Source organism: Bradyrhizobium sp. BRP19, assembly GCF_020194195.1.
In the GTDB taxonomy this organism is placed as follows: Bacteria; Pseudomonadota; Alphaproteobacteria; order Rhizobiales; family Xanthobacteraceae; genus Bradyrhizobium; species Bradyrhizobium yuanmingense.
Map to the genome: position 1 here is coordinate 12,659 of NZ_JADYVZ010000002.1, position 16,126 is coordinate 28,784.

A 16,126-nucleotide genomic window follows, 5' to 3' on the forward strand; every position below is an offset into this window, starting at 1 on the left:
AGGTTGTCATGGCTGGCTCTGGATTAGGGCTTGTCACGGCCCGCGCAGCGGGGCAGCCGCTGCAGCCGGGGGGTGACAACTCGCCAGAGCGACGAGCCGAGCGCTTTTAAGGGTTGCCCCTCTGGACAGCACGCCCGACCCCGGCCATAAAGGCAGGGTTCGGAGCCGCACCGCCAAGTGCGTCCGTTCATGCGGCAAAGCCGCATGCTTCAGCCGTCATCACCGACGCCAATCGGTGTCATCCTGACCAAGGATGTGCGGCTATAGCTCTGGTCCGGGTTGTCACGCCCACGGACATCATGCTGCTGATTTGCTCAATTTTCAATTAGCGACGTTCTCCCCACTGGGGGAAATTCGCTCGCATTTGCCCAAGGTCAGCCGCCTGGGCGCTTCCGAAATTGGAGCACGCGGCCTCCGCCCGGCCGGCGCGGCCGCGGCTCCCTGCGGGCCGGCGGGGGCGGATCATCCTCGAAAGGCGTCCACTCGACCTCGGTCATCCCATAGGCGATGTACCACCAGCGCTCGGTGAGCGAGGCGCCAGCCCATGGGAATTCCTCCGGCTCGGACTCCATGTCATCGGGATCGCCGGTCTTCAGCGGGACCGGCTTGGCCGGGCTCTCCCACATGATACCGCCGGCCGGCAGTTCGACGTATTCACATCCGGGTGCGTCGGTGCATTCGTCCACCACGAACGCAAGGTCGTCCTCATCATCGGCGACGAAGATACCCACCAAGTCACGGCTTTCGATGATGCGAACGAGGTAAGCGGGCAAGGACGGAATTCCAGATTGAGGCCAGGACGTCCCCTCCGTACCACGCCGCTGTGGGGAAATGCGAGTGGGCGCTATCTCTGATTGCAGAATCGCCCTTAACCTCCGGCCGAACCCGGCGGCAACTCCTCGCGCCGCCGGTTCGAGGGGGAGCGATGGGACCTTACCAGTCTGAAATCCGCGACAGCCAAGTTCGAGAGCTGCTGCAGAAGGTCAAAGCGAACAACTACGGCTCGTACCTGCGTCGCATGAGGCTCCTGAAGGTCCGTGCGTTCCAGAATGAAAACGTTGAGTTCGACTTCCCTGTCACCGCTCTCATTGGAACGAACGGCGGGGGCAAATCGACGATTCTTGGTGCAGCGGCGATTGCTCACAAATCCATTCGGCCGGCTCTCTTCTTCCCTAAAAGTTTCATCGGGGACGAAACCATGAGCGAATGGGGGATCGGATACGAGATCGTTCAAAAGGCGAAGAGTCCCTCTCAGCTCATTCAGCGGAGCGCCAGGTTCAGGCGAAGCAAGTGGGTCCGCGACGATCTAATCGAAAGGCCAGTCCTTTATTTTGGCATTCAGCGAACCGTCCCTGCCGGTGAACGACGCGAGTTTAAAAAGTTTGCGACGGTCAACTACCCGTTCTCAGGCAAGCCCACAGAGCTTTTAGCAGACGTCCAAGGGCAAGTTGCGAAAGTTCTTGGAAAAGACGTTTCCAAATTCCAGCATGCTGCAATCTCTCAGTCCCAGAGCTTCTATGTCGGCGGCGATGGAAAGATCACTTATTCCGAATTTCACTTCGGAGCGGGAGAATCGTCGGTGATCCGAATGGTCAGCGAGATTGAAGCCGCGCCCGAAAACGCTCTGATCCTCATCGAGGAAATCGAGAATGGCCTGAGGTACACGCCCAGAGTGCTAGCCACTGTGTTCGGCGTGCATCAGGCCAACTTGGCAGAGCTTACGGACGCTCTGCATGGCGTCCTGATGATCGATCGTGGTGTTGAGCTTCATGCTATGACAGCCCCTGATATGTTGAGGCAACTGCACCTGAAGATATCAATGGCCCTCGGATAGATGGCGCAAGTCTGAGCTGGATGCCGGTGCGATCTCACTGTACCGTTCCGGCATCGGTAGACGCGCCCGTCAGCCATCCACTCCGCGGGCATCAGCCCCGATATTCAGCCGCCAGCAGCATGTGCTGTTCGTTACCGAAAACCGAGACGTTGACGTTAGATCCGGTCGTCGTCTCCAGCGCCGTTATGGTATTGATCCCAATTCCCGGCGCGGAAATGAAGCGTGCCCCCTGCAAGGGCTGGCTCAGCGTGATGGTGCTCCCGCTCGTAACGTTATTGAACGAGAAGTTGGCGGTCTTGCCCGAAAAAGACGACGTACTGTTGAATCCGATGCCAACCTGAATTGCCATTGTCGTCGAGCCTGTCACCGCCGCCTGCGCTGCCGACGAGTACTGCAAGTCCAGCGTTTCTTCCGGCAGACCGGCGAACGTGGTGAGGCTGTTTCCCGAATTGTTATTGACGGTGTGCGCGTTCGATGCATTCGCCGGTATCCACGAGGTGGTCGCGTCTCCGGCCTTTAAGAAGATCCGCCGCTTATTGTAGGCATTCCACACGCCCCACTTGCGGGACGCTCCATAAGTAACGTGACACGACACCTGACCGGCGGTCCCGTCGATATAGAGTGACCCGACATAGATCCCGTTCTTGGCTGCGACGGTGTAGGTCGTCGAGCCGTTGCGCGCTGTCATCGACACCTTGTTGACCGGCAGGCCCTTCAGGAGATCGAGTTCGGTCGTTCCAGCACCCGTGCCGCGAGCCCCAGCCCCCGCAGTGACCGTATTCCACACCGGCCCCGTGCCGATGCGGATCGTTCCGGCGTCATCGAAGGCAAAAACGTCGTAGATGCCGTTCGCGACGTGGTTAGAGACGAGCGTGAGCGTGAGTTCTGAGAATTCGCGGACCGCAAACGTGGTGCCGTTCGGGATCGGGAGAAGATTGCCGCCGTCAGGCCGATAATAGACCGCAGTTTTCGCTGACTGATCTGATGCCGGCACCGGTGACGTTGGCTGCGCGGCCACCGAAAGCAGCGTGAGATAGCCTTGCGGCTTCACCAGCGTGCGCTGGAAATTTTGACCCTCCGTGGACCAGTTTGATCCGTCAGTCCTTACCCGAAATCCGCAACCTGGAGGAACGGTGACGTTTGCGTCGCCATCCACGGTTTGCGACCCGCTGCCGTCGAAGGTGATGTCTCCATCTGAGTCATTCAGCAGAGCGAAGACGAAGGGCGCGTCGACATCCGTTGCATCCGGCGACGTGATGGTGATGCCTGCACTCGTCGCGCGGACGAGTTTGCCCTGGTCGGTCGCGAGCACCGTGTAGCTGATCGATGTCGAGGTGACCCCGCCGTCGATCTTCCCGAACGCGGCAATCAGAGCCGTGTCCATGTCGTCGGTGCGCGTCTTGACCGGGTCGGTGATCTTCGTCTTGATCGTCGACCATTTGACGCGGTTGGCCTCGGTCTGCGTGCCGTCGTCCGGCGGCGGGTTCGAGTTGTAGCCGGTGATGGATACGCCCGGATATTGTTCGGCCATGCTCAAACACTCCTGTTCTGAAACATTGCCGCGGGATCTTGTGAGAGAACGATCCGCAGCGTCTCCGCCTGCTCGAGCAGGCGGGCCGCCTGCAGCGTCGTTGCCAGACTACGGCCGGTGACGCGGTCGACATGCACACCGAACTGATCGCAAGGACCGCCGGGTGAAGTTGCGACCGACTCCAGATAATCGGAGAGCGTCATGGAGCTCGCTGCTAAATGCGCCTCCATCTCGGCTGTGCCGGCTTCGCCCCAGACGGAGACGCACGCGGCGCGGATGTGTTCGTGCTCGGTCATTACCGCCCCATCAATCTATCGGCCTCAGCCTGGAAGTCGGCGTCGCTCATGCGCTCGACGCGCCGCGCATAGGCGGCGCTCGTCTCGGCCGGCGGCAGCTTGCTCGAAGCACCGCGCACGGCTGCCGACACGAGGGCGCGATCTTCCGTCGCCTGAGGGTCCGGCATGCGGGACACCTCCTTGCTCATTTTCTTGAAGGCAGCCTTGATGGTGCGCACTGCGTAAGCCTGATGCTCCTTGGAATCCCGCCGGTGCTGCCATGCTTCGGCAAGCCGGGGATCAAGTTGGCTCTCAGCCAACAGCCAGCGCGTTACGAACTGCTTTGGATCTCCGATGTGCGCAGCGCCCTCAAGGAACTGCGCGGCTTCGTCAACAACCTCAGCGAAGTCTTCACGCTCCTGTCGTTGCAGCTGTTCTTGATGAAGCCGCTCCGCCGTCGCGATCTGATGCTGCAAGACGTTCTCTAGCACGGCGCGGTGCTGGATCTGCCGCAACTCCATGCCGAACAATTCGTCTTCGGAATAGGCGCGCGGCGCGGCGGCCCGCGACGGCTCTTGCGGCGCTGGTTCGGTCGGCGCGGCCTTCTCCGACGGGCGCGAGCGATCGAATTCCCCCAACAACGAGTCGATGTCCGGATCCCCGGCTGTCGAGGGCGTCGTCGCGGGCGCTGCTGTCGGGTCGGCGGGTCCGGTCGCGATGTCGGGCGGCTCGGTTGCGAATTCGTCGCTCATCGATTGAGCTCCGCGGTGAGCTGGGCAAACTCATGGTCCGTCATGTTCGAGACCTTCTGGCGAAATTCGGCGTTGTCGCCGCGCGCAGCCCTGGCGGACGCGTAGTCGCGGCCGACCTGCTGAAGTTGCTCGTCGGAGAGCGCATCGAGGCGCTTCCGGAAGTCAGATTTGTCGGTGCTCATGTGGTCCTCCTCAGTTGTCCAAACAAACGTGGCGTAGCGTCGGCCACCAATCGCGAAGCAGCTCGCGCTGCTGAAGCGCTGTGAGTTCGGCGCGGGCCTCGAGCGCATTCAGGCAGCGTCGCCGGAACGACTCGTCGCCGGCGCGCTTACTGATCAACCCATCGATTTGCGAGCCGAGCTCTAGGAGCTCGTCGCTCAGCGCGAGGTGCTGCCGGATCAGCTCAACCGCGTCATCATCCCGATCCGGCGCGACTGCCAGCGCGCGCAGGAACTGCGGGTCCGTCCTGAGCGGCGCCTCGGTTGCCGGATAGTCTTCAACGAAAAACACGTCGTGCTCCCTTCGAATTCAAACCTTCATGGAGACAAGCGCCGGCCGCACGATCTGCGGCGACTCGGCTGCCATCGGCGTCGCGGCCCTATGGCCGATCAGCTCCGCAGCCTGCCGGGCCACGGTCTGCGCAATTGTCTTCGGCGTCTTGCCGACGTGAGAGCGAGGCGGAAGCGCCTCGATGACTTCCGCGACATGCGCCGCGTAGCGGTCCAGCAGCTGCTGCTTGCCCATCTCTGGCGTGATGCCGGGGACCGCCAGCCGCGTAAGCTCGGCCTGCAACGGCAACAGCCGCAAATCCTCCGCGATTGTGCCGTCGGGCAGGACCAGGTTGCGGCGCTCGATTTTTCGGGTTGCGAAGTTCACTTGCCGTCCTCGCTGTCGTCGTCGCCACCGGTATCCGTCTTGTCCTCGTTGTCGAAGAACCAGAGCAAGATCGCGCCTTCGGCAATGCCTTGCAGATGCCCGGCGTAGAGCGCTTCGTTCGCCGCTTTCGTGTTGCTGACCGATGCGCCGGCCACGTCCAGTTTTTTCAGCGCTCGCGCAAATTCAGCGTTGCTGAGATCGGCGACCTTCCGGCCGTCGGGCAGCACGTCGGCGTTGAGCTGCGCCTGCTTCTGCTTGTTCGGCAGACTCTCCGCCAGGCGATCGAACACTTCGCTATCGGTGCTCATCGCGCGGCCTCTGCGAGCCAGGCGTTGACAGCAGCTGCCGCGGCTTCGGTGCGCAGCCGCTCGAGATGCCGCGCATATGCGGCCGCGTTGGCCTCGCGGCCGAACTCATGGCTCGCGCCGGGGATCTTCAGCGCGACCAGCCGCGACGTGAACACGTCCGGCGGGACGTCGCCGAGCGGGCAGCCGTCGGGCCAGGGGAGGGCGTCGTACTGCGTCTTGGCATGCGAGGGCTCAACGCGCGCGATGCTGCCGCCAGGTTCTTTGGTCATGCTGCGACCTCTTCGCTTTCGGCCGGGCGCGCCAGCGCCGCCTTCGATGAAAAATCGATCTTGTGAATGCGCGCGAGCTCGTCGGCCAGCTGCGCACATAGCGGGCTAAGCTTCGCAATCTCGGCGAGCGTGTTGCGCGGGTCGGGATCGACATACGCGGCAGCCTGCACGGCGCGGTCGGCGTCCTCCATGCGGTTGAGCGCGTCGATCGCCTGTTGCTGCACGCGCGGATCCCGGCTCTTTGCCAGCTTGCCGAGCAGGCGACGGCGTTCCTCGCGGTTCGGCGCCGACGGGTCCGTGATCGACAGCTCCGCCTTGCGGCGCTCCGCCAGGGCGAGCAGGGTGATGACCGAGCGGGTTTTCTTCGCGCGGTGACCGCTGCCCTTGATGACGTCGCGCGTTCCCGTGTAGCCGGCCTGCGCCGCTGCCTCGACGTCGCTGCAGCCGCGGTCCTTGCAGACTGCAAACCGCAGATGCAGCTCGCTCGCGCGCGCCTCCCGCGCAAGGCCGCGCCATTCATCTTCGGACAGCTCGCCCCAATCAAATTCGACTTCGTCGGTCATCGGTCCCGCAAATCAGTTGCTGACTTGTGAGCCGACGTTGACGCACGAGATGCTTCGAAGCACGGACCCCCCATCGCTTCGAAGGCCTGCGCACCTCGTCGCGATCAGGCGGACCCGGCGCGGACATCTCACGGTCGCGGTCGGGCGACAAAACGTGTCCTCGACGTCTCCGCAGCGTCGGCAGACATCGGAGGGCCCGCGAGAGGTTGGGGCGGACTTGGGGACTGGGCTGGACCTCAGAAGGGGGCTAGGGCCCGAACCCGCGGCGGGCTGGGGGTGGGGCAGGGCCTCGCGGCCGAAATGCTGGCAAATCAACGGCTTGCCGCGGCGAGGGAGGGCAAATTTTGTAGGTAGGCTTGTGCATCGGATCAGCCCAGATCGAAAGATGCTGTGATCACAAGCGGTTGCCACGTTCCTCGACGGACGGACCATCCTCCGAACCCTGCTCGAAGCCGGTCCTGCCAGGTCGGCACACACGGCCGGCGCCACTCACACACAGCCGCGGGCCAGCCTTCTTCCCACCAGACATCAGCCGTTCCAGACGTGCTGCTGATGGGTTTTCTCGGTGAGAGCGTTTCGATCCTGCGGAGCTTTCGGCGTAGCAGGGTCGGAATGCGAGCGGCACCAGCGGTGCCCGGAGCTGCGCGCGCGAGGCGCTTCCAACGCTTGGGGGTTATAGGGGGTTGGAAGAAGGGCGTTGGCATAGGCGTTGGTATGCGTTGGCAGGGATGTTGGCAGAGGCGTTGGCATAGGTGTTGGAAGGTGCGGCGGAGCGTTGGTAGGGGCGTTGGTATCCGGACTTTTACGGCTCAAGGCGAGGCGCGTTCGATGTGCTGGCGTCGCTTCGAGGGCGGACCGGTCTCCACGTTCTTGATCTCGCCGCGGGTGAACAGCCGCTCCATGGCGGCGCGCAGCGCGCCTGACGAGATGCCGGCGGCCTCGGGGTCGAGGGCGAATTCCGACGGCGCGCTGCCTGTTGCGGTATTGCCGTGCACCGGGCGGCCCTGAGCGTTGCGGCGGTCGAGCAGGCGCAAGAACAGCTCCTCGATGTCGCGCTCGGCTGCGGCCCTGTGATAGCTCGCTGTCGCATCGCTGAGCGTCGAGAACGTGAGGCCATTCCACCGCAACTTGACCTTTTCCCCGACGCGGCCGCGGTTCGACTTCTTGACCTCGAGTTCGCGGACGTCTGGGTCTTCCCTATCCGGATCGGAGAGGTGAAGCATGGAGCGAACGCTGTTGCGCCAATCCACAGAATTCGCGGTGCCGCTGCCGTCCGACATGCCGCGCACGCTGGGATGGTCGAGCAGCACCATGGCGGCGTCACGGTCCATCGCCAGCTTGCGGAGCATGGCCAGGAACTGCCGGACCTGCCGGCGCACGATCGCGTCACCGTCGAACACGGCGGCGATGGAATCGATCACTACCAGCACCGGGCGGCATTCCTCCATCCAGCGCTCGAGCTGTTGCAGGAGAGCGGTCTTCTCAACCCTGCCGGTTCGCGGGTTACCCGTGCCAAGCCATGTCGCCTCCAGGTCAGGGAAATGCAGATGCAACCCCTCGATCGCATAGGGATCAAGGGCGCGATGCTTGGAGATCCGCTCTACGCGGTCACGGACGTTTGCCTCGGGCTCCTCGCATGACAGGAACAGCACCGGGCCGCTCAAGTCGAGAGGCTTCCCCAGCCAGTCGCCCAATCCTGCGGCGACTGCGACCGCAAGCGCCACGGCCGTTTCGGTCTTTCCGCTGCCGCCATTCCCGCAATACAGGGTCAGGTCGCCTAACGGGATACGATCGGGCACGACCCAGCGCTGCGCCTCGGGCGGCACGTCCCGCCAGGCCGCGGGCGTCGTGGTCTGCAACGGCGGGAGGGGCGCCGACGGCGTGACGAGATGCAGCCGCGTCGCATCGGCGATCGGCTCCCGGCGCTCATCGTCGAACTCCTCCGGAATTCGGTCATAGGCTGGCGGCTCCGGCCGGTCCACGCCGATACCGTTGAGCGCAAATGCATCGGCAACGTCACTGGGCTGCATGTCTGTCTTTCCAAATTTTGTGCAGGTACGCAGCGTCACGCGGATGATCGTTGAGCCAGGCCGTCAGCCGGGCGGGTGTTTCGTTGCGGACCACGTAGAAAAACGCGTCTACAGTCGCTTGCGGTGTCCGGTAGGGCCGCTCCTTGACAGGCTCGGCAGCTGGCGCCAGCGGCGGCGCCTCGCCGGTCCAGCGCCACCGGTCGCGCGGGTCGGCCAGCTCGAAATCCCGCACGAGCCGCGCCGCATAGTCCGACGGCAGCGCGGGCGCCGGCGTGAAGGCCTCCGCCATCGCGGCTTGAACCGTGTCCTGGCCGAGCTCGACGACCGTGCCCCAGAGTTCGGCGTGCCTTTGCACGCAATCGACTGCGTCGGCTTTTTGGAGGATGCCATCGTGCCACCAACCGGCGTAGTCGCGGCACATGTCCTCAAGGACGCGCTCGCGCGTCGCGTCCTTGCCGCGCTGTGGAGCGGCGTGCTTCATGGGCTGGGTGGAGGGATAGGATTTGCCGTCGCGACCGACGCGCTGAGCAGGTGGCTCATGATGAGCCACCTCTTCACGAGCGCGTTGCACTGTCGCACGCGCTACGCCGATTTCTTCGGCGATCGCGCGGTCAGATTTCCCGGGGTTGGCCCTGATCGCCTCGGCATCGAGAAGGAGGGGCGCGTTCATGAGCCGCCCCCATCGTCGAGCAGCCCAAGCTCGCGCGCCTTGTCCACGGCTTTCGCAAGCGCGCTGGCCAACTCCGGTAACTTATGGACACCCATGGCAACGCCCTTTGGCGTCGGCCGATCGATGCCGTCGGTGCCCGTGAGGTAGATCCTCACGTTGATCAGCGGATGGCCTTCGTACTCGCTCAGCGAAACGCGGACGGATTCGCTGCGGCGCCTGTTCTTCCAGAACTTCGCGATCTCGACCGGCTCGGCGAGTGGCGAGGGATTGCGCACGACTTCAGGCATCGGCGGACTCCCCGTGCAGAAGGGGGGCGATCGTCAACGCCATTGCGAACGTGATAGGGCACCGCCGCGCCAGGCGCGCGGCTTGAATTTCACGAAGGTCGGCAATATGGTCCAGAACGTTCGACGCGCCCGCGAGAACAGCTTCTGGATTGCCCCGCCCGCCAGCGGGGCTTTCCTTTTTCAGCTGCATGCTAGGCCGCTTCGGGCACCCCGGCAGCCTTCATGCGCTCGGCCTGCCACGCGGCAACATCCTTCTCACGCCAACCGACGGTATTGCCAGAAAGCGGGATCTGCTTCGGAAACGTGCCCTTCTTGATCATCCGGTAAATCGTCACATACGACAGACCGGTTGCTTCCAGCACGGCGGGCAGCCGCATGAACTTTTCGGTCATCCCATCTCTCCTGAAATGCCGCGAAAGGCCGCGACATGGGATGACAAACTGAGCGTCTAAATGCTTCGAAGCACGGGGTAGGGGTTACTTCGGATGCCGTCGCAATCGGGATAGCGCGGGATCGAGGCTCGTCGGCAATGTCGGTCTCTTGCGATCGGTGGCTGGTGTCGGCGCCGTGGCAGCGGACCGAGCAGTCGGCTTTGCGCGCGGCGCCACCGTCTTCGACCGATCGAGCTCGAGCCATCCCACGGCCTTCAACTGGCCCTTCATCGTCGAAAGTGTGCGATCAGAGATGTAGTAGCCAGGCATCCCCAAATCGTCTCGTGCTCGGCGGCAAATCTCCGATGCGAATTTATAGAGGGGAATGTGGCGCGGCCGGTCTGCAATGATCTCTGCCGCAAGGTCGATCGCAAGCGCCTTCTCGATCGCTTTCTTTTCGGTGAAGCGAGCGGTGGCCGCCATTGCTCCCTCAACGTCGGTCAGCGCAGCAACGGTGCGAACCAGAGAGGCAGGAATAGGCCAAGCATTCAGCTGGTACACGTTGAGTAAGTCGACAGTGTAGGACGGCAGGAAATGACGGTCCTCGTGTCGGCGCGCCTCATCGATCGCTGCAAGGGTGCTCTCCAAAACGCCCGCAAGACGGTCTGCCTCCTCTTTGCTGGGCCTGATCACAGCAATGGCTGCAAAATTGCGCGGCAAGCCATACTTGGCCATCCGCTCGGCGCGTGTTGCATTGAAGCCAGCTTCTTTCTTCCAGGTGACGTCGTCGATCGGCCCCACTGATTGCGCGCTTGCGGTCATTGCTCCGCCCTCCGCATGGAAATGACGTTGCCGGCAATCTTGCCGGCGCAATAATCGCTCCAAAGCGCCATGAGCTTGCGACGTTTCTCAAGAGCGTTCTTCCGGCGATAAGCGCGCTTAGTCTTGTCCCCGACAATGTGGTGGGTTGAAAACTCGCGCGTCTCCTCGTCGAACTCTGTTTCGTCACCAGCCCAATCGGTAAAGGTCGACCTGAAACCGTGCGTGACTATATCTCGTCCGTTGCTCGGATCTTTCCAACGATCGTGGCCGGCTTTTTCGCGCTTTTCGTTCATGCCGCGGATCAGCTGCAGCATAGCCATATTCGACAGCGGTTCGCCCTCTTTTGCGCCCGGGAAGATGTGCTCGTTGTCGTCGAAGCGCGGCAAGTCCTTCAGGATCTCGACGGCACGATCGCACAGTGGGACCTTGTGCTCATGACCGTTCTTCATCCGCTCGCCTGGGATCGTCCAAATGCGACCGTTGATCTCGCTCCACTTGCTCGCAATCGTTTGCTCGGTGCGGCCTGCCGTAAGTATTGCGAACTCAAGAGAGCGGGCTGAGATTGAGCTCATCTCGCGCAAGGCGGCCATGAATTCCGGAATCTGCTCATACGGCAGAGCAGGGTGGTGGGAAGCCTTGGCGACGTGCTTCCGAGCAGCAAGCTTCGATTTCAGGATCCGCCAACGCGACGGATTGCCGCCGGTTCGATATTGCGGCGTCGCATAGTCCAAAATCATCTCGATGCGGCTACGGACGCGATTGGCCGTCTCGTTCTTCGTCTCCCAGATCGGCCGGACGACCTGGAGCACGTGTTCGATCTCGACGTCGGCAACGCTAAGGCTGCCGATCTTCGGGTACACGTAAGCCTCGAGGGTCGAGGCCCACTGTGCCGCGTGCTTTGCGTTCTTCCATCCCGCCTTTTTGTTGGCGATGTATTCTTCCGCGCACGCCCGGAAAGTCTTTTGCTTTGCGGCCGCAGCCTTCGCTTCGGCGCGCTGGCGCTGGCGCTCCTCGACGGGATCGATGCCGGTTTTGACCAGCTTGCGGGCATCATCGCGGCGCGCGCGAGCCTCAGCCAGGTTGAACAACGGATATTGGCCGAGCCCCATGTGGCGCGCGCGGCCGTTCAGCATGAAGCGGTAGACCCACGACTTCGAGACGTTGTCGCCGATCTTCGAGACCTGAAGCCAGAGCCCGTCACCGTCGCCATACCGGCCCGGGAGCGTCTTGTTCTTCACCTCGGTCGCAGAAAGCTTGTTGATAATCCCCACGTGGCCTCTCCACAAACCTGCCTACAAATCGCAGTGAAAAGGTATGACATGGCGTGACAGGGGCTGAAAGGCACAAACCCTGGATTTCCAAGCGTTTCTGAGGCTTCATGACATGGGGTGAAATGCCCTGAAAGGCCCAATCGGCGGACACCCCTTCCGCCAGAAATCGCCATAAGTTCCCCTCGTGGGCTGGCACGCTCCTTGCCAATTGGACGTGCCCGACCATGGAGGCGTGCACCGATGGCACAGCGAGTTCGTATCTTAAAGCAATCCAAGTCCGGTTTGACACATATTGCCCGCGAGCTGGTGAGATTGCTGGACGCGATCGAGGAGCTCGAGGAGCTGAGAGAAAGGGTCCGGCTCGCCGAAGCCGCTCGCGTGTTGCACTAGCCTGCGCTGGAAAGACTGGGGCGCCTCGGCGCGTCACTCCCAAGGTCTGGATTGGCGGCGCCCCGGTGCCGCTCGGGTCATTTGGCCGAGACCCATTCCTAACACCGCAGCCCGACGGATCTGTTCAATCTTCCTCGCTCAAGTCCGGCCCGCGATGTTGGAGAGACGGATTGCGGCGGTGCCGTAGACCCATGTTGCGTTTGGATCTCCAGTCTTCAAGAGGAGGATCGGGACTGGTTGAAATGCAGTGGAAGGAAGCGTTGCGTGCTAGAGCCACGGACACGCGAAACTGCGCAGGAACGCTACTGACTTAGAGAGATTAGCCCGCACCAGGCTTCACAGCGGGCAAGGCATGTTCTTCTTTTTCTCGAACCGGCTGGGATGTCTCGGCTCGCTGCTGATCTCCGGCCTGGTCACGGTGGCGCTGCTCTTCCTGTTTGGACTCATTCGGTTCTGATCATCAGCGCCTGGGATCCGACCTTCATCCTCTTGCGTGCTCCCTCAGGAACTTGGCCTCGGCTCGCCTGTTGTTCGCAGTCTCGAGCACACGGAGAGCAGTCTTGGAAAGCACCATCATTGGAGAATTCGACACGCGCCGCGGAGCCGAGCTTGCGGTTGAGCATGTCGTGCAGGAATGCGGCGTGCCGCGAGGCGACGTCTTCGTCCAGCCCGCCGGCGCCGCGAACACCGTGGGAACACGCGCGGCAGGTCCTGACGTCAAGACAGCGCCCACACCGGAGGGACGGCAGAAGCTGGAAGGCCTGATCGAGGTTTCCGTCGATTTTCACGGCGACGCCCCTGAGAAAATTGTCGATGTGTTGAGGAGCGCCGGCGCGAAGTTTGTCCGCACCAAATGACGACTTGTGCGACGGGCCCAGAGGGCCGGACATTCGGCATTCGCATCGAACCGCAGCCGTTGACCGCGTGGAACCCCTTGAGCCTCCAGCGCGTTTAGACGCAAACGCGAATTGCGAGGTCCACCTGCTTCAGAGCGCATCGACACTCACTCCCGGCGACACCGTCTGGCGACGGTGCAGGGCGCGGCGCGTGGCGGTACTGAATGATGCCGCTGCCTATTTCGCCGCCCTGCGGGAGGCACTGCTGGAGGCGCAGGATCTCGTCTACATCGTCGGATGGGACATCCATAGCAGGACGCGTCTGGTCGGAGATTCCGGACGTGCCGATGATGGCCTGCCTGAGGAGCTTGGTCCGTTCCTGCGCGCCCTAGTGCAGCGCCGGCCCGCCTTGCGCATCAACATTCTCGTCTGGGACTTCGTCTCGTTTTACGCTTCCGAGAGGGAGTGGAATTCCGCGGCGAAATTCACTGCCGATACCGATGGCCGTGTCCGGTTTCATCTGGACGCCACGCTTCCGTTCGGTTCGGCGCAACACCAGAAGATCGTCTGTGTCGACGGATCACTGGCGTTCGTCGGCGGCCTCGATCTGACGATCCGGCGCTGGGACACGAGTGACCACCGCGCCGACAATGCCATGCGCTGCGACCCTCAGCGCAAGCCATATCCACCGTTTCACGACGTTCAGTGCCTGGTCGACGGGGATGCTGCGGAGCAGCTGTTCGCCCTCGCGGAGCAACGCTGGCGTGCGGCAGGCCAACAGTCCGATGAACGGCGCGCACCGAGGAACGGTCGCTGGCCGGCGAACGTGCCTGTCGAGGCCGAGCACTTGCCGGTCGGAATCGCCCGGACCGAGGTGGTCTGTCCCGCAGGATCGACCATCAAGGAGGTCGAACGCTCCTTCATTGCGGCGATCCGGTCGGCAACGAGCTTCGTGTACATCGAAAATCAATTCACCAGCGCGACCAGGATGGCGCACGAACTCGCGGAGCAGATGTGTCGCGTGCCGTCGCTTCGGGTTCTGGTCGTCGCTCCGAAACTGCATTCCTCGTGGCTTGAGTCCCAGGCCATGCAGAACGGCCGTGGCGCCTTCATCGACTGCTTCAGCGCGGCTGGCGTGGCCGATCGCATCCGCTTCGTCTATCCGATCTCCCGCAGCGGCAATAAGGAAGCCGCGGTGATGGTGCACAGCAAGCTCATGATCGTCGATGACAGGATCTTGCGGATCGGCTCGGCCAATCTGAACAATCGTTCCATGGGGGCCGACAGCGAATGCGACCTCATCTTTGAAGCTGAAGCCGAGCAGCATCGGGATTTCATCGCCTCGGTCCGCCGTCGGCTCATCGCTCATTTCTGCGGTCTCGACGAGCAGGCCGTCACGCAAAACGAGCATCGGCTGTTCGCCCTGCTGGACCAGGTGTCGAAAAAGGGTGGGGCGAAGACGCTGCGAAAAGTGGAGTCCTCGGTTCTGACCAGCACGCTGGCCACCCTGGTTCAGCCGGTGGCGGACCCTGAGCTGCCTCTTCATCTCGAGCGGGCGGCATCGCGCATGTGGAGCACGAAGACGATCATCGGGATCGCCTCGATCGCGCTGGCACTTCTTGGACTGACGCTGGCCTGGTCGTACACGTCCCTCAGCGATTACGCCGATACGGGCCGGATCTCGTCGTTCCTGTCTGCCTATTCGCAGTCCGTTTGGGGACCGCCATTCGCAATTGCGGCCTTTGTCGTCGGCGGGCTGGTCATCTTTCCGGTTCTCGTGCTCATTGCTGCGACCGCCGCCGCCCTGGGGCCCTGGCTGGGCTTCGTCACCGCAATGGCGGGCGTCTTGCTCAGCGCGCTCCTCCTTTTTGCGATCGGACGGTTCCTGGGCCGAGAGCGCCTTCAGCGCTTGCTGGGACGCCGTGCCGCGCGCATCCAGGAGCGCGTTGTCGGCAAGGGAATCCTGGCCGTCGTCGTCATCCGGATGATTCCGATCGCACCATTCTCGCTGGTGAACGTCGCGGCTGGCGCGAGCACGCTGCCGCTCCGTGATTTCCTGGTTGGAACGCTGCTGGGCATGATGCCCGGCATTCTCGCCATGGCCGTTCTGGGAGCGCAGATCGCCGATCTGGCCAGGAATGCGTCCTGGAGCAGCGTATTGCTGCTCACGCTGGCATTTCTGGGCTGGCTCGGCGTCTGTGCGGGCGCTCAATTCCTCGCGACGTGGCTCGCCGGGAGGCGCTGATGGCGCCGATGCGCTTCATGACGTGGAACGTGCACGGCACGTTCAATCTCAATCCGACGTTCGATCTGGAAGGTGTTTGCTCCATCATTCGCAAATGGTCGCCGGATGTCGTCGCGCTCCAGGAGGTGGATTCCCGATCGCGGTCGGACGATCCGTTCGCGAAGCTGGCGCGCGTCGTCGGCGATCATCGCGTTCATGCCAAGTCGATCGTCACGGAGGACGGTGACTACGGCCAGATGCTCATGAGCCGCTTTCCGTTCTCCAGCGTGCCCGAGATCGTAGACGTGTCGTATCGAGAGCGGGAGCCGCGCAGGGCGATCGCGACGGGATTGCTGACGCCTTTCGGCGACGTCCGCGTGGTCGCCACTCATCTCGGCCTCAGCATCCACGAGCGTTATGCGCAGGCTCAGGCCGTGGTGAGCCTGGTGAAGCCGGAAAGGACCGTCGTCCTCGGCGATTTCAACGATTGGTTTTGGGTGAAATCGGTGCGGCGCGTGCTCGCGCAGGCCTGCCCGAACCGGACGCGGTTGCGGACTTTCCCATCGCGCTTGCCCCTCATGCGGCTCGACCGGATCTACGCAACGCGTGACAGCCGGATCGAGAAAGTCTGGACCGATCATGCGGCGCGCGCCTATTCCGACCATTTGCCCGTGATCGCGGACATCGCGATCTGACGGTTCCGGCGACGGAGCGCGGATCTCTGGCCCTCATTGAGAAAAGCGTTGTGGTAGAGAAACTTAGCTACTGTGCATGGGGTTGTTTTCGGACAACTTATGCCCCCGGCCGACGGTCTCGA

At 62.8% G+C, this 16,126-nt stretch carries 21 protein-coding genes; 4 read left to right on the forward strand and 17 right to left on the reverse strand.

Going from position 1 to position 16,126, the window contains the following annotated elements:
• Nucleotides 1-374: 374 nt before the first annotated feature.
• Nucleotides 375-773, reverse strand: a complete 399-nt coding sequence (locus I6F36_RS05760) for a hypothetical protein (RefSeq protein WP_225171090.1) — start codon at nucleotides 771-773, stop codon at nucleotides 375-377.
• A gap of 152 nt (nucleotides 774-925) precedes the next feature.
• On the opposite strand from I6F36_RS05760, the gene I6F36_RS05765 reads away from it, so the two are divergent.
• Nucleotides 926-1,834, forward strand: a complete 909-nt coding sequence (locus I6F36_RS05765) for an AAA family ATPase (protein ID WP_225171091.1) — start codon at nucleotides 926-928, stop codon at nucleotides 1,832-1,834.
• Nucleotides 1,835-1,925: 91 nt separating this feature from the next.
• Here I6F36_RS05765 and I6F36_RS05770 read toward each other — a convergent pair whose 3' ends face one another.
• The 16 genes from I6F36_RS05770 to I6F36_RS05845 all read right to left on the reverse strand — a co-directional run bounded on the left by I6F36_RS05770 (nucleotide 1,926) and on the right by I6F36_RS05845 (nucleotide 11,859).
• Nucleotides 1,926-3,365, reverse strand: a complete 1,440-nt coding sequence (locus I6F36_RS05770) for a hypothetical protein (protein WP_225171092.1) — start codon at nucleotides 3,363-3,365, stop codon at nucleotides 1,926-1,928.
• 2 nt (nucleotides 3,366-3,367) lie between these two features.
• Nucleotides 3,368-3,661 carry a hypothetical protein gene (locus I6F36_RS05775; protein WP_225171093.1) on the reverse strand — a complete coding sequence of 98 codons (294 nt, stop codon included), beginning with the start codon at nucleotides 3,659-3,661 and terminating at the stop codon, nucleotides 3,368-3,370.
• Nucleotides 3,661-4,392: a hypothetical protein gene (locus tag I6F36_RS05780; protein ID WP_225171094.1), complete on the reverse strand. Its 732-nt coding sequence runs from the start codon at nucleotides 4,390-4,392 to the stop codon at nucleotides 3,661-3,663. Before I6F36_RS05780 ends, I6F36_RS05775 begins: the two co-directional genes overlap by 1 nt.
• Nucleotides 4,389-4,574: a hypothetical protein gene (locus I6F36_RS05785; protein ID WP_225171095.1), complete on the reverse strand. Its 186-nt coding sequence runs from the start codon at nucleotides 4,572-4,574 to the stop codon at nucleotides 4,389-4,391. Before I6F36_RS05785 ends, I6F36_RS05780 begins: the two co-directional genes overlap by 4 nt.
• A gap of 10 nt (nucleotides 4,575-4,584) precedes the next feature.
• Nucleotides 4,585-4,902, reverse strand: coding sequence for a hypothetical protein (locus I6F36_RS05790; protein WP_225171096.1), 318 nt, complete (start codon nucleotides 4,900-4,902; stop codon nucleotides 4,585-4,587).
• A gap of 18 nt (nucleotides 4,903-4,920) precedes the next feature.
• A complete protein-coding gene (locus I6F36_RS05795) occupies nucleotides 4,921-5,268 on the reverse strand; it encodes a hypothetical protein (protein WP_225171097.1) in 348 nt (115 codons plus the stop codon).
• Nucleotides 5,265-5,576 (reverse strand): hypothetical protein, encoded by a 312-nt coding sequence (locus I6F36_RS05800; protein ID WP_225171098.1) that lies wholly within the window; start codon nucleotides 5,574-5,576, stop codon nucleotides 5,265-5,267. The genes I6F36_RS05795 and I6F36_RS05800 overlap by 4 nt, the downstream gene beginning before the upstream one ends.
• Complete coding sequence (locus I6F36_RS05805; protein ID WP_225171099.1) at nucleotides 5,573-5,845, reverse strand: hypothetical protein; 273 nt, start codon at nucleotides 5,843-5,845, stop codon at nucleotides 5,573-5,575. Before I6F36_RS05805 ends, I6F36_RS05800 begins: the two co-directional genes overlap by 4 nt.
• Nucleotides 5,842-6,408 carry a hypothetical protein gene (locus tag I6F36_RS05810; RefSeq protein WP_225171100.1) on the reverse strand — a complete coding sequence of 189 codons (567 nt, stop codon included), beginning with the start codon at nucleotides 6,406-6,408 and terminating at the stop codon, nucleotides 5,842-5,844. The genes I6F36_RS05805 and I6F36_RS05810 overlap by 4 nt, the downstream gene beginning before the upstream one ends.
• Before the next feature lie 809 nt (nucleotides 6,409-7,217).
• The gene (locus I6F36_RS05815; RefSeq protein WP_225171101.1) at nucleotides 7,218-8,438 is read right to left on the reverse strand and encodes an AAA family ATPase; all 1,221 of its coding nucleotides are present in this window, start codon (nucleotides 8,436-8,438) and stop codon (nucleotides 7,218-7,220) included.
• Nucleotides 8,425-9,108, reverse strand: a complete 684-nt coding sequence (locus I6F36_RS05820) for a hypothetical protein (protein WP_225171102.1) — start codon at nucleotides 9,106-9,108, stop codon at nucleotides 8,425-8,427. The genes I6F36_RS05815 and I6F36_RS05820 overlap by 14 nt, the downstream gene beginning before the upstream one ends.
• Nucleotides 9,105-9,395, reverse strand: coding sequence for a transcriptional coactivator p15/PC4 family protein (locus I6F36_RS05825; RefSeq protein ID WP_225171103.1), 291 nt, complete (start codon nucleotides 9,393-9,395; stop codon nucleotides 9,105-9,107). Before I6F36_RS05825 ends, I6F36_RS05820 begins: the two co-directional genes overlap by 4 nt.
• The gene (locus I6F36_RS05830) at nucleotides 9,388-9,585 is read right to left on the reverse strand and encodes a hypothetical protein (RefSeq protein ID WP_225171104.1); all 198 of its coding nucleotides are present in this window, start codon (nucleotides 9,583-9,585) and stop codon (nucleotides 9,388-9,390) included. Before I6F36_RS05830 ends, I6F36_RS05825 begins: the two co-directional genes overlap by 8 nt.
• Nucleotide 9,586: 1 nt before the next feature.
• Complete coding sequence (locus tag I6F36_RS05835; RefSeq protein ID WP_225171105.1) at nucleotides 9,587-9,787, reverse strand: AlpA family transcriptional regulator; 201 nt, start codon at nucleotides 9,785-9,787, stop codon at nucleotides 9,587-9,589.
• 84 nt (nucleotides 9,788-9,871) lie between these two features.
• Entirely contained in the window at nucleotides 9,872-10,588 is a 717-nt protein-coding gene (locus I6F36_RS05840; protein WP_225171106.1) for a hypothetical protein, read from the reverse strand.
• Nucleotides 10,585-11,859: an integrase arm-type DNA-binding domain-containing protein gene (locus I6F36_RS05845; RefSeq protein ID WP_225171107.1), complete on the reverse strand. Its 1,275-nt coding sequence runs from the start codon at nucleotides 11,857-11,859 to the stop codon at nucleotides 10,585-10,587. Before I6F36_RS05845 ends, I6F36_RS05840 begins: the two co-directional genes overlap by 4 nt.
• Nucleotides 11,860-12,809: 950 nt before the next feature.
• Here I6F36_RS05845 and I6F36_RS05850 point away from each other — a divergent pair.
• The 3 genes from I6F36_RS05850 (at nucleotide 12,810) to I6F36_RS05860 (ending at nucleotide 16,004) form a co-directional block, all read left to right on the forward strand.
• Complete coding sequence (locus I6F36_RS05850; protein ID WP_035999192.1) at nucleotides 12,810-13,106, forward strand: hypothetical protein; 297 nt, start codon at nucleotides 12,810-12,812, stop codon at nucleotides 13,104-13,106.
• Between the two features lie 67 nt (nucleotides 13,107-13,173).
• Nucleotides 13,174-15,330, forward strand: a complete 2,157-nt coding sequence (locus tag I6F36_RS05855) for a VTT domain-containing protein (RefSeq protein WP_225171108.1) — start codon at nucleotides 13,174-13,176, stop codon at nucleotides 15,328-15,330.
• Nucleotides 15,330-16,004: an endonuclease/exonuclease/phosphatase family protein gene (locus I6F36_RS05860; RefSeq protein ID WP_057029206.1), complete on the forward strand. Its 675-nt coding sequence runs from the start codon at nucleotides 15,330-15,332 to the stop codon at nucleotides 16,002-16,004. Before I6F36_RS05855 ends, I6F36_RS05860 begins: the two co-directional genes overlap by 1 nt.
• Nucleotides 16,005-16,126 lie beyond the last annotated feature (122 nt).